Below are 13,681 nucleotides of genomic sequence, written 5' to 3' on the forward strand. Positions count from 1 at the left end.
CCCCGCCCAAGGCGCCGGCGCTCACCTGCAAGCAACTCGGCGGCGCCCAGCTGGGCAGCGCCAAGGTGCCGTTCAACGGCTACCCGGACTACATCCCCCTGCTCGACGGCGTCTGGAGCGGGGAGGACGGTGCGACCGTCGAGCTGCAGAAGCCGTGCGGGATCGGCGACCTGGACGGCGACGGCGCGGCCGACGCCGTCGGCACGGTGCTGCTGCGTACGGGCGGGATCGGGCAGTTCTGGAGCGTCGTCTTCTGGCACAACTCGGCCGGCAAGCCGGCCTACCGCAGCCTGGTCGACCTGGGCGACCGGAACCCGGTCACCTCGATCAGCGTCTCCGGCCAGCGGGCCACCGTGGTCTGGCTGACCCGCTCGGACGGCAAGAGCATGGCCGAGCTGGACCTCAGGCGCACCACCGTCTACCAGCTCTCCGGCATCACGGTCACCGAGGTCAAGCACACCGACGCGCCGTACACCGGCTGATCGACCCGGGCTGCCGCAGCGCGGGGCCTCCCGGAAGCGGGAGACCACCGGTTGCGGCAGCCCGAGTCGATCAAGGCACGGTTGCGGCGGCCCGAGTCGATCAAGGACCGCGCCGTCGCCGGCCCTCGGCGCGAGCGTCAGACCGGGACCGAGGAGCGGTCGACCGCCGGAACATCGGCGGCGGCCCGGGTGCGGGACAGGAGCGCGTCGAGGGCCCAGGCGCCCGGGCCGAACACGGCGATGAGCAGGAACGACCAGCAGAAGAGGGCCGCCAGCTCGCCGCCGTTGCGGATCGGCAGCAGCCCGTGCGGCTGGTGCACGGTGAAGTAGGCGTACGCCATGGAGCCGGAGGCGAGGAGCGCGGCGGGCCGGGTCAGCAGCCCGACGAGCACCAGCGCGCCACAGACCACCTGGATCAACGCGGCCCACCAGCCTGGCCACTCGCCGGCCGGGATCGCGTGCCCGCTACCCCGGTTGCCGCCCAGGACACCGAAGACCGACGCGAGGCCGTGACAGAGGAAGAGCAACCCCATGACCATGCGGAACAGGGACAGGACGGGGTTGTGCAGCCGTACGGGGTTCATCGTGACCTCCATCGATGATGGTGAATGAATGAACCCCAGAATGGAGCCTGAATAGATTGAGCTTAATTGAATCCTTGCTTGTGGGAAGATCTGGGTAGTTACTGGTCCGGACTCTGGGAACGCTCCCAAATCCGGAGCGACGGATCAGCTGGTGACGTCCTTGCGAGTGAAACGCCAGAAGGCCAGGCTCCAGAACAGGGTGGCGTAGACGACCGCCGAGACGGCGCCGCGTACCACGTCGTCGGTCTGCGCCGGGGTGGAGAGCAGGCCCAGCCAGGCGCTGCTGTAGTGGGTGGGCAGCAGCGCGCGGAGCCCGCCCAGCGCGGTGATCTGGTCCAGGATGCTGGAGAGGATCCAGAGCAGCACCGCCCCGCCGACTGCGCCGAGCGCGGCGTCGGTGGTCACCGAGAGCAGGAACGCCAGGCCGGCGACCACCAGCAGGACGACCGCCAGGTAGCCGAGCACCGCGAACAGCCGGACCAGCCCCTCGCCCGGGGCCAGCTCGGCGGCGACCTGGCTGCGCAGCGGCGACCAGCCGTACCGGAGGGTGCCGGCGAGCAGCGCGGTGCCGAAGAGCAGCAGCAGGGCCAGCGCCGAGTAGGCGAGCGCCACCAGCAGCTTCACCGCCAGCAGCCGGGCCCGGGGCACCGGGATCGCCAGCAGGTAGCGCAGGCTGCCCCAGCTCGCCTCGCTGGCCACCGTGTCCCCGCAGAACAGCGCCACCACCACGACCAGCAGGAACGACGAGGAGACGAAGAGCGAGAAGAGGGTGAAGTTCAACCCGCCCCCGGTGGCCAGGTCCACCAGGCTGCCGAACTCGTTGTTCCGGCGCCGGTCCGCGTCGCCGGAGTTGAACTCGAAGGCGACCAGGATGATCAGCGGCAGCAGCACCATGAAGCCCAACGTGAGCTGGGTACGCCGGCGGGACGCCTGCCGGCGGAACTCCGCCAGGAAGGGCAGCGTCGTCGACGGCCGGTAGCCCGCCGCCGCGCCCGCCCGGTCCGCCGTGCCCGTCGAGGTCGATATCCCCATCACCGGTCCCCGCTTCCCCGAGAGTTCTCGCCGACCAGGGCGAGGAACGCGTCCTCCAGGCGGCGCCGGGGCACCACCCGGTCCACCCCGATCCCGGCCCGGACCAGCTCGGCCACCACGTCGCTGCGGGCCGTGCCGTTCGTGTCCACCACCAGGCCGCCGTCACCGTCGGGCAGCACCCGTACGCCACCCAGCCGGTCCAGCACGGTCCGGGCCGCGTCCGGGTCGCTCACCTCGAACAACACGCTCGGCGACTCGCCGACGATCTCCTCGACCGGACCCGAGGCGACGATCCGGCCCTTGTTCACCACCACCGCGTGGGTGCAGGTCTGCTCCACCTCGGCCAGCAGGTGGCTGGAGACCAGCACCGCCCGGCCGTCGGTGGCGTACCGCTGGAGCACCCGGCGCATCTCGGCGATCTGCGGCGGGTCCAGCCCGTCCGTCGGCTCGTCCAGCACCAGCAGCTGCGGCAGGCCCAGCATGGCCTGCGCGATGGCCAGCCGCTGCCGCATGCCGTGGCTGTAGTTCTTCGTCCGCCGATGCACCGACGAGCCCAGCCCGGCGATCTCCAGCGCCTCGTCGAAGTGCGCGTCCGCCCACGGCCGCCCGGTCGCCCGCCAGTACGCCTTCAGGTTGTCCAGGCCGGACAGGTGCGGCAGGAAGCCGGGCCCCTCCACCAGCGCGCCGATCCGGGAGAGCACCGGCGAGCCGGGCACCAGCCGGTGCCCGAACACGTAGATCTCGCCGGCGGTGGGCTGGGTCAGCCCCATCAGCACCCGCAGGGTGGTGGTCTTGCCGGCGCCGTTCGGGCCGAGCAGCCCGACCACCTGGCCGGGGTGCACCTCGAAATCCACGTTGGAGACGGCGACGAAGCCGTCCGCGTACTCCTTGCGCAGCTGGCGGACGGCGAGCGGGACGTCCGCGTACTCCGGGTGCACGGAGCTGTCCTGGCGGCGGTGCCGGCGGCGGACCACCAGGACGACCAGCACGAGCCCGACCGCGATGGCGGCGAGCAGGCCGACCAGCACCCAGCGCCAGATCGCGGCCGAGGTCGGAATCGGCTGGGCGTCGACGGTGGGCACCGTCAGCGGCCCGTCGCCCAGGGCCACCTGGTAGACGGCCGGCTCGGCCGGCGTCGCGTACGCCTGGTCGGAGGTGGCGACCACGACCCGCAGCCGGTGCCCGGCCTCGACCCGCCGGACGATCGCCGGCAGGGTGACCGTGACCGGCTGGGCGGCGTCGACGGTGCGCGGCAGGCCGGTCAGCCGGACCGGGGCGACCAGGCCGTCGGGGAGGGTGGCCGCGCCCTTCGGGTCGACGTCGTAGAGCTTGACGAACAGCACCGCCTCGCCGGTTGGCGAGGCCGCCCGGATCCGCACGGTCGGCGCGCCGACCACGTCGACCGCCTCGGCCAGCGGGGCGGACTCGAACCGGGCGTGCTGCCCGGGGATGTCGCCGGCCACCCCGTTGACCAGGGAGCCGAGCGCCCCGGCGAACGGCACCGCGGAGATCGCCGCCGGGTTCCCGTTGGGCGGGTTGGCGATCGTCCGGGGCGGCCCGGCCAGCGCGACGTCCCGGCGGGCCTGCCCGGCCACCCCCGGGTAGTCGGTGATCCGGTAGCCGGTGGCCACCAGGCCGCGGTCGAGCGCGTCGAAGCCGGCGATCCGGGAGAAGGTGAAGCCCTGGCCGGGCGACGCGCCCTCGCCCTTGACGTAGTGGTCGAGCCACTGCGCGGTCAGGAACTTCACCCGGTCCGAGTCGGACGTGGGCCCCTCGCCGCCGTCGTGGCCGCCGGTGAACCAGGCCACCCGGACGGGGGTGCCGGCGGCGGCGATGCCGCGCGCGTTGGCGTCCGCCTCGGTGAGCGGGAAGAGGGTGTCCGCCTCCCCCTGCACCAGCAGGGTGGGCGCCTTGATCCGGTCCAGCACCCCGGCCGGGGAGGAGCGCCGGAGCAGGTCCACCGCCGCCTGGTCGGCCCGGCCCGTGGTGGCGATCCGCAGGTACGCGGCGCAGACGTCGGCGGCGAACCGGCCGCAGGCCGGGTCGGCGGCGGCGCCGGGAGCCCGGCCGGGGCCACTGCCCGGTCCCGCCCCGGGCTGCGGGCTCGGCGCGCCGGCCGAGGCGGGAGCGCCCTCGGGCTGGCCGGCGGTGCTGCCGGAGCTGCCGGACGGGCCGGAGCCGGCGCTCCCGCCGCCGCCGAAGAAGATGCCGGCCCAGCCCTTCTTGAACACGCCCTCCGTCGGCGCCTTGCCGGTGCTCTCCGGCAGGAACGCCCGGGACAGGTCGTTCCAGGTGATCATCGGGACGATCGCGTCGACCCGGCGGTCCTGCGCGGCCAGTAGCAGCGCCAGGCCGCCGCCGTACGAGCCGCCGACCACGCCGACCCGCGGGTCGCCGGCGGCGTCGAGGCGGATGTCCGGGCGGGCGGCGAGCCGGTCGAGCAGGCGGGAGGCGTCCCGCACCTCGTGGTCCGGGCTGTCCAGGTGGATCTCGCCGCCGCTGCGGCCGAACCCGCGGGCGGTCCAGGTGAGCACCGCGTACCCCCGGGCGACCAGGTCCTCGGCGTCACCCCGGACCGACTCCTTGGTGCCGCCGAAGCCGTGCGCCAGCAGCACGGCCGGCACCCGGTGCCGGGACGAGGCGTCCCGCGGCAGGTAGAGCGTGGTGTCCAGGTCGACCGGCTCATTCCCGTCCGGTCCGGAGCGGACGGTCACCAGGGCCGACTCGGTCCGGAAGCCGGGTCGCCCCGGCCGGGCCGCCCAGGCCACGGCGGCGGCCACCAGGACCACCGCCACGGTCGCGGCGACCACCCGGCGCCGGCGGGTGGCCAGGGCCCGCCGGATCCGGGCAGCGTCCAGCGGTGATCTCATGCGGCACACGGTACGGCGCGGAAGCTGAGCGTCGCCTGAGATCCGCCGTACGTCCGTCCGGTTGCACCGTTCGGTGCCCGCGATCCGTCGACCGCCGAAGGTCCAGAGGCGTCTCAGCGCGAGGAATTCGAATCCCGCGAATTCACATCTACGCTCGCGAATCGCCGCCGATCCGGGCAACCTGGCGACCGCCCGGAACGCTGCGTGTCGGAATGATCAACGAGACGTGACGCGGCCCGAAGTGACGTGAAGCCGACTCGACGACCACCGTCACACCCGCCCACGGGTCGACTACTTTCCGGTCCGGTGAACGGGACCGCTCACGGCGACTCCCGGCCACCGGAGCGTCACCCGCCGTCGCCGGAGGAGACAGACCATGACCGTCCTCGCGCCGCGGGTCCGTCGGCGGCCCTCCGTGGCGGGCCGTGCCCTGCCCCTGCTGCTGGTGCTGGCCCTGCTGGCACCGCTCGGGCTGCTCTTCACGCAGACCGACCGGCACACCGGCGACGACCGTGACCTGGCGGCCCGGGAACGGCTCGGCGTGCGCTACCTGCGCGCCCTCGGCCCGCTGACCGACGCGCTGGTGGAGGCCCAGTCCACCGCGGTCGCCGGGCGGCCGGTCTCCCGGGTGGCGCTCAGCGCCGCGGTCGAGGAGGTGGCGCGGCTGGACAGCGCCGACGGCGACGAGCTGCGCAGCCACGAACGCTGGGCCGGACTGCGGGCCAAGCTGGAGGCGCTGCCGGACCGCGGCCTCACCGACCCGGGGGCGGCCTACCAGGCGTACGGGGAGGTCACCGACCTGCTGCTGGCCCTGTACCGGAAGGTGCGGGAGAGTTCCGGGCTGATCCGCGACCCGCAGGCGGACTCGTTCTTCCTCCAGGACGCCATCGGCGGGGACCTCCCCACCGCCATGGTGATCGCCGGCCGGCTCGCGGACCTGTCCCGGCTGGCCCCTGGGCAGCCGGCCGCCGAGCGGGCGAAGACCGGTGCCGAGCTGGCCGAACTCCGGGTGGCCGCGCTGGGCCCGGCCACCGACCTGGTCGCCGACCTGCGGTCCGCGGTGGACAACTCGGAGAGCACCGACCTGGGTGCCAACGTGCTCACGCCACTGGACACCTACCAGCGCTCGGTCGAGGCGTTCGGCGCGTACAGCGCGCCGGACGCGGGTACCCCGGCACCCGACCCGGCCCGCCTCACCGCCGCCGGCAGCACCGCCCAGGCCGCCGCCAAACAGCTCCGCACCGTCATCCTCGACCAGCTCGACGCGCTGCTGAGGGCGCGGCTCGACCGCCTCGACCGGGACCGCCGGCTGGCCGTGGGCGCGGTCGGGGCGGCTGCCCTGCTGCTCGTCGTACTGGCCGGGACGCAGCTCGCCGCGCTGCGCCGGGCGGGCCGCGAGGCCGCCGCGGAGGAGCCGCCGACCCTGCCGGAGCCCGCCCCGCCGGGCCAGGCCCCGGCGCCGCGAAACGGGCAGCTCGAGCCGGTCGGGACCGGCCGGGGCGGCGAGCCCGACCGGTGGAGGCCCTTCGATGCTGCTCGGTAGGCTCCGGATCCGGGGCAAGCTCGCCCTGCTGGTCATCATCCCGCTGCTCAGCATGGTCGGGCTGGCCGTGCCGGTGGTGCTGGACCGGGTCGCGGCCGCCCAGCGGGCGGCGGACACCGCGGACACCGTCCGGACGGCCAGCCGGATCGGCAGCCTGGTGCAGGACCTACAGCAGGAGCGGCTGCTCTCGGTAGGACTGCTGCTCGGCCGGGTGACCCGGACCGAGCTGATCCGGAAGTCGGCCACCGTGGACGACCGGGTCGCCGACCTCCGGGCCGAGTCGCTGCCCGGTGCGGTCGTCGCCGCCCTCGACCGGGTACGCGAGCTGGCCGACCTGCGGACCGCCGTGCTGGCCGGCGGAACCACCCCGACCAGGATCCTCGAGGCGTTCGGCGCGGTCGACATGGCGTTGATCGAGGCGCTCCGCCTGCCGTTCGCGGTGGACACGACCACCTCCGCCGGGCGGCAGGTGCTGGCGCTGGACGCGCTGCTCCGTGCCGACGAGGGGCTGGGCGCCTGCGCCACCCTCATCGTGCTGGTGAAGGCCACCGGCGACGCCAAGGTGTCGGCCGCGTACATCGCCTGCATGGCCGCTCTGCAGGTCGACAACCGGCGGTTCCGGCAGCTGATCACGCCGGAGCAGTACCAGCTGGCCATGCTGGACGACGCGGCGGTGGCGGCCCGGACCAGCCCAACCTTCCTCACCGACAGCGTGCGGGACCCGGTCGCGGCGATCGCGGCCGTGCCGTTGGACGCGCTCTTCCCCTCGGTCCGCTCGATGATCACGCTCGGCCAGTTCGTGGAGAAGAAGATCGTCGCGGACGTGATCGCCGAGACCGGCACCGACCAGCGGGAGGCGCTCACCGCCGCCTGGCTCGTCGGCGCGGCGGGCACGGTGATCCTGCTCGTCGTGGTGCTGCTCAGCATGGCCGTGGCGCGGACGGTGGCCCGGCCGCTGAGCCGGCTCACCCGCTCCGCCGACCGGGTGGCCCGGGTCGCCGAGGCCGAGCTGACCCGGGTCGTCGACGACGAGGCCGAATCGGCGCAGCCGGTCCGCCTCGATCCGGTGGACGTCCGGGCCCGGGACGAGATCGGCGACCTGGCCCGCGCCTTCGAGCGGGTGCAGCGCACCGCCGCCCGGCTGGTCGAGCGGCAGGTGGCCGGCCGGCGCAACGTGGCGCAGATGTTCGGCCACGTCGGCCGCCGTACGCAGAACCTGGTCGGCCGGCAGATCGCCCTGATCGACCGGCTGGAACGGCAGGAGACCGATCCGGGCCGGTTGGAGCACCTGTACCGGCTGGACCACATCTCCAGCCGGCTGCGCCGCAACGCCGGCAGCCTGGTCGTGCTCTCCGGCGCCGCCGGCACCGACGGGCACGTCGCGCCGGTGCCGCTCGCCGACGCGGTCCGCCTCGCGCTCGGCGAGATCGAGGACTACACCCGGGTCGACGTGCGGGTCCCGCCGGGCGTGTCGGCCGCCCCCGCCATCGCGGGCGACCTGGTGCTGGCGCTGGCCGAGCTGATGGAGAACGCCACCGCGTTCTCCCCGCCGCACACCCGGGTGGTGGTGGCCGGCGAGCTGACCGACGGCGGCGCGCGGCTGCGCGTGGTGGACCGGGGCATCGGGATGACCGGTGACCGCCTCGCCGAGGAGAACGCCCGGCTCACCCGCCGGGAACGGCTCGACCTGGCCCCGACCGAGGTGCTCGGGCTCTTCGTGGTGGGCCGGCTGGCCCGCCGGCACGGCTGGACCGTCGACCTCGCGCCGACCGCCGGCGGCGGGGTGACCGCCCGCCTGGAGATCCCCGCCGCGCTGCTGGTGATCCGCCGGCCCGACCGGGCCGGCGCCACCGTCGCGCGGGCCGCGGTGCCGTCCCGGGACCGGCGCGCCTTCCCCGGGCTGGCACCCACCGCGATCGCCCCGGCCGCTCCGGCCGGTCCGGCCACCCCGATCGCCGCGGGCGGCCCGATCGCCGCGGGCGGCCGCGCCGACGAGGAGCAGCCGCCGTTCGATCCGGTGCCGCTGCACCGGGCCACCCGCAGCATCGAGGCCGGGCGGCCCTGGAACGCCTTCGGCGCCGCCGCCGAGCCGGCCACGCCGCCGCCGGTCACCCCGCCGCCGGTCATGCCGCCGCCGGGCGCGGCGGAGCCGGCCGCCGCCCGCGCCACGACCGAGCCGGCCCGGGAACGGCCGCTCATCCGGCAGCGGGTGCCCGGGGCGAACCTGCCCCCGAGCGGTCCGGCCGTCGGGCCGGTGGACGTCACGGCCGCCGACCCGGCCACCGTCCGGGCGCTGGTCGAGGCGTTCCAGGACGGCGTACGCCGGGCCGAGGGCGACGCCCCGACGGCCGCGCCCACCCCCGGCCGGCCCCAACTCTGCCGGCGGGTGCCGGGGGCGAACCTGGCCGTCGCAACGTCCCAGATGGCCGCACCCCCGGCCAGCCCGCACCCCGGAGACCCGGCCGAGGTCCGCAACCTCATCACCGAGTTCGAGGCGGGCGTCGCCCGCGCTCTGCGCGAAGTCAGTCCAGACCGCCGCTACGAAGAGGACCCATCACGGTGACCAGCCCCTTCCTGCACGACAACGTCGACCAGAGCACCGCCGGGGAGCTCAGCCCGGAGGCGCGCACCTTCAACTGGCTGCTCGACTCGTTCACCTCCAGCACGGCCGGCGTCATGGAGGCGATCGCGGTCTCCTCCGACGGGCTGCTGATGGCCATGTCCGCCATCAAGGACCGGTCCAACGCGGAACGGCTCGCCGCGGTGGTCTCCGGCATGACCAGCCTCGCCGGCGGCGCCGCCAGCTGGTACGCGCTGGGCGGCCTCAACCGGGTGATCGTGGACATGGCCGACGGCTACCTGCTGATCAGCGCGATCAGCAGCGGCTCGGTGCTCGGGGTGGTCGCCGACCGCTCGGCGAACCTCGGCACCGTGGCGTACGAGATGACGCTCTTCGCGGGCCGGGCCGGCGGGGCGCTCACCCCCACGCTGATCGCCGAGCTGAAGAACGCCGTCCAGCAATGATCCCGGAGCTGGCCGGCGGGGATCCGGACCCGGAACCCGGGGCCCGGATCCGCCCGTACCTGCGCTCGTCCCCGCCCGGGCGGGAGTCGGACGAGGCCGGCGCGGAACCGCCCGCCCCGCGACCGTTCGTGCTGACCGCCGGCCGGGTGGCCGGCGACCCGGCGATCGGCCTGGAGACGCAGGTGACCGCCCGACCGGAGAGCGGCGCGTGGGCGGTCCTCACCCGGCTCGACCCGGAACTGGCGGCGATCGTCGCGCTCTGCGCCGAGCCGATCTCGGTCGCGGAGCTGTCCGCCCGGACCCGGCTGCACTTCGGCGTGACCCGGGTGCTGGTCGGCGACCTGCGCGCCGCCGGTCACCTGAACGTGCACGTGGGGGACGTCGACGACGCCCTCGATCCCGACATCATCCTGCGAGTGATTGATGGACTCCGTGCGATCTCCTGACTGGCCGGCCGCCGCCGTGGGCGGGCCGGGCGCGAACAGCGCCGCCGCCCGGTACGGCGCGTCGGCCGCCCCGCCGCCGGCCACCGGCCCGGCCGTACCGCCGCCGCCGCCGTACCGGCCCCCGGGGGTCGGCGCGCCGGCCGTCACCCGGCGGTCGGCCACCCGGGCGCCGGTCCCGGTGAAGATCCTCATCGCCGGCGGCTTCGGCGTGGGCAAGACCACCACGGTGGGCTCGATCTCGGAGATCGCCCCGCTCACCACCGAGGCGGAGATGACCAGCGCCGGCATCGGCGTGGACGACCCGGGCGCCGACTCGGCGAAGACCACCACCACCGTCGCCATGGACTTCGGCTGCGTGACCATCGATCGCAGCCTCAAGCTCTACCTCTTCGGCACCCCCGGCCAGGCCCGCTTCGGCTTCATGTGGGACGACCTGGCGCGCGGCGCGCTCGGCGCGCTGGTCGTGGTGGACAGCGCGCGGCTCGACGACTGCTATCCGGCGGTCGACTTCTTCGAGCGGGCCGGGCTGCCGTTCGCGGTCGGGGTGAACGCCTTCGACGGCCGGTTGGCGCTCGACCTGCCGTCGATCCGCTGGGCGTTGGCGATCGGCGAGCACGTGCCGCTGGTGCAGTTCGACGCCCGGGACCGGCTCTCCGTACGGGACGCGCTGCTGGTCGTCCTGGATCGGGCGCTGGACCGGGCGACCCGGGACCGGGGCGCCTGAACCGGCCGTCGGCGGGATCCGTTTCACGGAAGGGGTGCACGTGATGAGAGGGGATCTGGACGAGACGCTGGCCCGGCTGGCGCGCCGCGACGAGGCGTTACGCCGCCGGGCGACGGTGCCCGGGGAGGAGCCGGAGCACGAGGACGACGCTGAGCCGGCGACGTCGGTGGGGCGGGACGGGCACGGGGCGTACCGGCTGCGCGGGGGGACCCGGCCGGAGCTGCGGGACCCGGTCGAGGAGATCGCCGAGGCGGTCCGCCGGGTGGTCGCCGAGCACCCCGGGCTGGCGGTGACCCTGCGGGTGGAGCACGGCGGGCACACGTACCCGCTGCGGGTCTCCTGGTCGGGCCCAGCCGTGACGGTCGGTCCGGCGCCCGCGCCGGCGCCGCCGCCGGCCTGGCCGATGTCGGTGAAGACCGTGCCCGCCCCCGGCCAGGACGGGATGGCCGGAGATCCGGCGGCCCGGCTGGCCGAGCTGATCCGGCGCGACCCGTCGCTGCTGGAGGACACCGGCCCGCGGTGAGCCGGCGGGCGGCACCGCGGGGCACGGGGTGGCGCCGGCGGCTACTGTCGGGCGGGTGGCGGCACCCGATCTGACCCTCACCGCGAGCCTGCGGCCGGCGGCGCTGGACGCCCGGCGCGGCGTCGTCCGCCTGCACCCGGAGGTGCTGACCGCGCTGGCGCTGCGCCCCGGCGACCCGGTGCGGCTGGCCGGCCGCCGGGTGACCGCCGGCGTGGTCGCCCCGGCCGAGCCGTCCGCGAGCACCGCCCTGCTGTACGCCGACGACCTGCTCCTGGGCAACCTCGGCGTCCGGGACGGCGGGCAGGTGACGGTGAGCCCGCTGCCCGTCGTCCCGGCCCGCCGGGTGACCCTGACCGGCCCGGTCGCGGTGGTCGCCGCGGTCTCCCCGGAGATGCTCCGCCTCGCCCTGCTCGGCAAGGTGGTCACCGCCGGGGACGACGTCTCGCTGCTGCCCCAGGACGTGCTTCCCGACGCCGCGGTCCGCGGCCTGGTCGAGGCCGCTCGGCGCAGCCTGGCCACCTCCGTCGGGTACGCCTGGACCAGCACCCTGCTCACCGTGGTCGGGGCCGAGCCGGAGACGGGTGCGCTGGTCACCATGGACACCGTGGTCGGCTGGGAGCACGGCGCGGCCACCCGCGGCTCGGGCCCGGTCAGGCAGGACGCCTCCGGCCGGCTGATCGACCGTCCGGCCGCCGGGCCGGGAACGCCGTCGCCGGCCGGGTGGCCGGCTCCCGCCGGATCCGCCGGCCCGACCCTGGCCGGCGACCCGCTCTCGGCCGGCGCAGCGGCCGGCTCCCGCGCGGGGCAGGACGGGGCGGAGTCCGCGGCCGGTGGCCTGGTCGGTCCCGAGGACGCGCCGGACGTGGACGAGCTGCCCGGGCTGCGGGCCCAGGCCGAGGAGCTGACCGAGCTGCTCGACCTCGGCTTCCACCACCGCGAGGTGCTGAGCCGGCTCGGCACCACCGTCGCGCTGGGGGTGCTGCTCAGCGGTCCGGCCGGCTCCGGCAAGTCGGCGCTGGTCCGGGCGGTCGCCGCCCGGGTACGCGCCCGGGTGTGCCCGGTCTGGGCCCCCGAACTGGCCGCGCTGAGCAACGACGCGGCGGCCCGCCGGCTGCGCGCGGCCGCCGAGGCGGTACGCGCCGACGGGCCCGCCGTGCTGCTGGTGTCCGACGTGGAGGCGCTGGCCCCGGCCGACGAGCCCGGCCCGCTGGCCACGGTGTTCCGGCAGGTCGTCGCCGAGACGGTCCGGGCCGGGGCGGCGGTGGTCTGCACCACCGGCCGGCCGGAGGCGGTGGACCCCGCGCTGCGCGCTCCGGATCTGCTGTCGCTCCGGATCAGCGTCCCGCTGCCCGATCACGCGCTCCGTCGGGAGCAGCTGACCGTGCTCACCCGGCAGGTGCCGCTCGCGCCGGACGTCCGGTTGGACGAGGTGGCCGGGCGTACCCCGGGGTTCGTCGCCGCCGACCTGGCCGCGCTGGTCCGCGAGGCCGGGGTGCGGGCGGCGCTGCGGCAGAAGTCGGCGGAGACGCCGACGGTGGCGATGGCCGACTTCAGCGCCGCGCTGGAGGTGGTGCGGCCGACCTCGATGGCGGCGTCCACCCTGGAGCTGACCTCGGTCACCCTGGCGGACGTGGGCGGGCTGCACGAGGTCAAGGAGACGCTGACCGAGTCGGTGCTCTGGCCGCTGACCTACCCGGACACGTTCGCCCGGCTGGGGGTGACCCCGCCGCGCGGGGTGCTGCTCTACGGGCCGCCCGGCTGCGGCAAGACCTACCTGGTCACCGCGCTGGCCGGCGCGGGCCGGGCGAACGTGCTGTCGGTGAAGGGCGCGGAGCTGCTCTCCAAGTGGGTCGGGGAGAGCGAGCGGGCGGTGCGCGAGCTGTTCCGCCGGGCCCGCGAGGCCGCGCCCACGCTGGTCTTCCTGGACGAGGTGGACGCGCTCGCCCCGGTCCGGGGCCAGGCCACCGACGGGGGTACGGCCGACCGGGTGGTCGCCGCGCTGCTGACCGAGCTGGACGGGGTGGAGGCGCTGCGCAACGTGGTGGTGGTCGGCGCGACGAACCGGCCCGAACTGGTCGACCCGGCGCTGCTCCGCCCCGGGCGGCTGGAGCGGCTGGTGTACGTGCCGCCGCCGGACGGCCCGGCCCGCGGCGAGATCCTGCGGGCCGCGGCCCGCGACGTCCCGCTCGCCGCCGACGTGGACCTGCCCGCGCTGGGCGAGGATCTGGCGGGTTTCTCGGCGGCGGACTGCGCGGCCCTGATCCGCGAGGCGGCGCTCGCCGCCATGCGCGAGTCCCTCACCGCCACCACCGTCACCGCCGCCCACGTCGCAACGGCCCGCACCCGCGTCCGCCCCTCCCTAACCCCCACCCACCCCCGTCCCCCCTCACCGCCCTCACCGCCCCCATCCGGTTGATCATGAAGTTAGCGGCAGTAACGGAGATCCACATCGC

General features: G+C 75.6%; 11 protein-coding genes. 8 read left to right on the forward strand and 3 right to left on the reverse strand.

Features of this window, described 5'->3' with window-relative positions; all coding sequences use genetic code 11:
* A partial coding sequence (locus EFE23_RS28195) for a hypothetical protein (RefSeq protein WP_199737102.1) occupies window positions 1-482 on the forward strand: 482 nt, incomplete at its 5' end.
* Between the two features lie 137 nt (window positions 483-619).
* On the opposite strand, the gene EFE23_RS16225 is transcribed toward EFE23_RS28195, so the two are convergent.
* The 3 genes from EFE23_RS16225 to EFE23_RS16235 form a co-directional block, all read right to left on the reverse strand.
* A complete protein-coding gene (locus EFE23_RS16225; RefSeq protein WP_123241810.1) occupies window positions 620-1,066 on the reverse strand; it encodes a DoxX family protein in 447 nt (148 codons plus the stop codon).
* Window positions 1,067-1,210: 144 nt separating this feature from the next.
* Entirely contained in the window at window positions 1,211-2,098 is an 888-nt protein-coding gene (locus EFE23_RS16230; RefSeq protein ID WP_123241771.1) for an ABC transporter permease, read from the reverse strand.
* The gene (locus EFE23_RS16235) at window positions 2,098-4,968 is read right to left on the reverse strand and encodes an alpha/beta fold hydrolase (RefSeq protein WP_123241772.1); all 2,871 of its coding nucleotides are present in this window, start codon (window positions 4,966-4,968) and stop codon (window positions 2,098-2,100) included. The genes EFE23_RS16230 and EFE23_RS16235 overlap by 1 nt, the downstream gene beginning before the upstream one ends.
* 376 nt (window positions 4,969-5,344) lie before the next feature.
* Here EFE23_RS16235 and EFE23_RS16240 point away from each other — a divergent pair, with 376 nt between their 5' ends.
* From EFE23_RS16240 to EFE23_RS16270, 7 genes are read left to right on the forward strand one after another with little or no spacing between them, the layout of a single operon-like run.
* Entirely contained in the window at window positions 5,345-6,511 is a 1,167-nt protein-coding gene (locus tag EFE23_RS16240; protein ID WP_123241773.1) for a hypothetical protein, read from the forward strand.
* Window positions 6,498-9,074: a sensor histidine kinase gene (locus EFE23_RS16245; protein ID WP_123241774.1), complete on the forward strand. Its 2,577-nt coding sequence runs from the start codon at window positions 6,498-6,500 to the stop codon at window positions 9,072-9,074. The genes EFE23_RS16240 and EFE23_RS16245 overlap by 14 nt, the downstream gene beginning before the upstream one ends.
* A complete protein-coding gene (locus EFE23_RS16250; protein WP_123241775.1) occupies window positions 9,071-9,535 on the forward strand; it encodes a roadblock/LC7 domain-containing protein in 465 nt (154 codons plus the stop codon). Before EFE23_RS16245 ends, EFE23_RS16250 begins: the two co-directional genes overlap by 4 nt.
* Window positions 9,532-9,981 carry a DUF742 domain-containing protein gene (locus EFE23_RS16255; RefSeq protein WP_123241776.1) on the forward strand — a complete coding sequence of 150 codons (450 nt, stop codon included), beginning with the start codon at window positions 9,532-9,534 and terminating at the stop codon, window positions 9,979-9,981. Before EFE23_RS16250 ends, EFE23_RS16255 begins: the two co-directional genes overlap by 4 nt.
* Entirely contained in the window at window positions 9,959-10,705 is a 747-nt protein-coding gene (locus EFE23_RS16260) for a GTP-binding protein (RefSeq protein ID WP_123241777.1), read from the forward strand. Before EFE23_RS16255 ends, EFE23_RS16260 begins: the two co-directional genes overlap by 23 nt.
* A 43-nt stretch (window positions 10,706-10,748) precedes the next feature.
* Window positions 10,749-11,228: a hypothetical protein gene (locus EFE23_RS16265; RefSeq protein ID WP_123241811.1), complete on the forward strand. Its 480-nt coding sequence runs from the start codon at window positions 10,749-10,751 to the stop codon at window positions 11,226-11,228.
* 55 nt (window positions 11,229-11,283) lie between these two features.
* Entirely contained in the window at window positions 11,284-13,644 is a 2,361-nt protein-coding gene (locus tag EFE23_RS16270; RefSeq protein WP_123241778.1) for an AAA family ATPase, read from the forward strand.
* The last annotated feature ends 37 nt before the right edge of the window (window positions 13,645-13,681 follow it).

Source organism: Micromonospora solifontis (genome assembly GCF_003725545.1).
Lineage (GTDB): Bacteria > Actinomycetota > Actinomycetes > Mycobacteriales > Micromonosporaceae > Micromonospora > Micromonospora solifontis.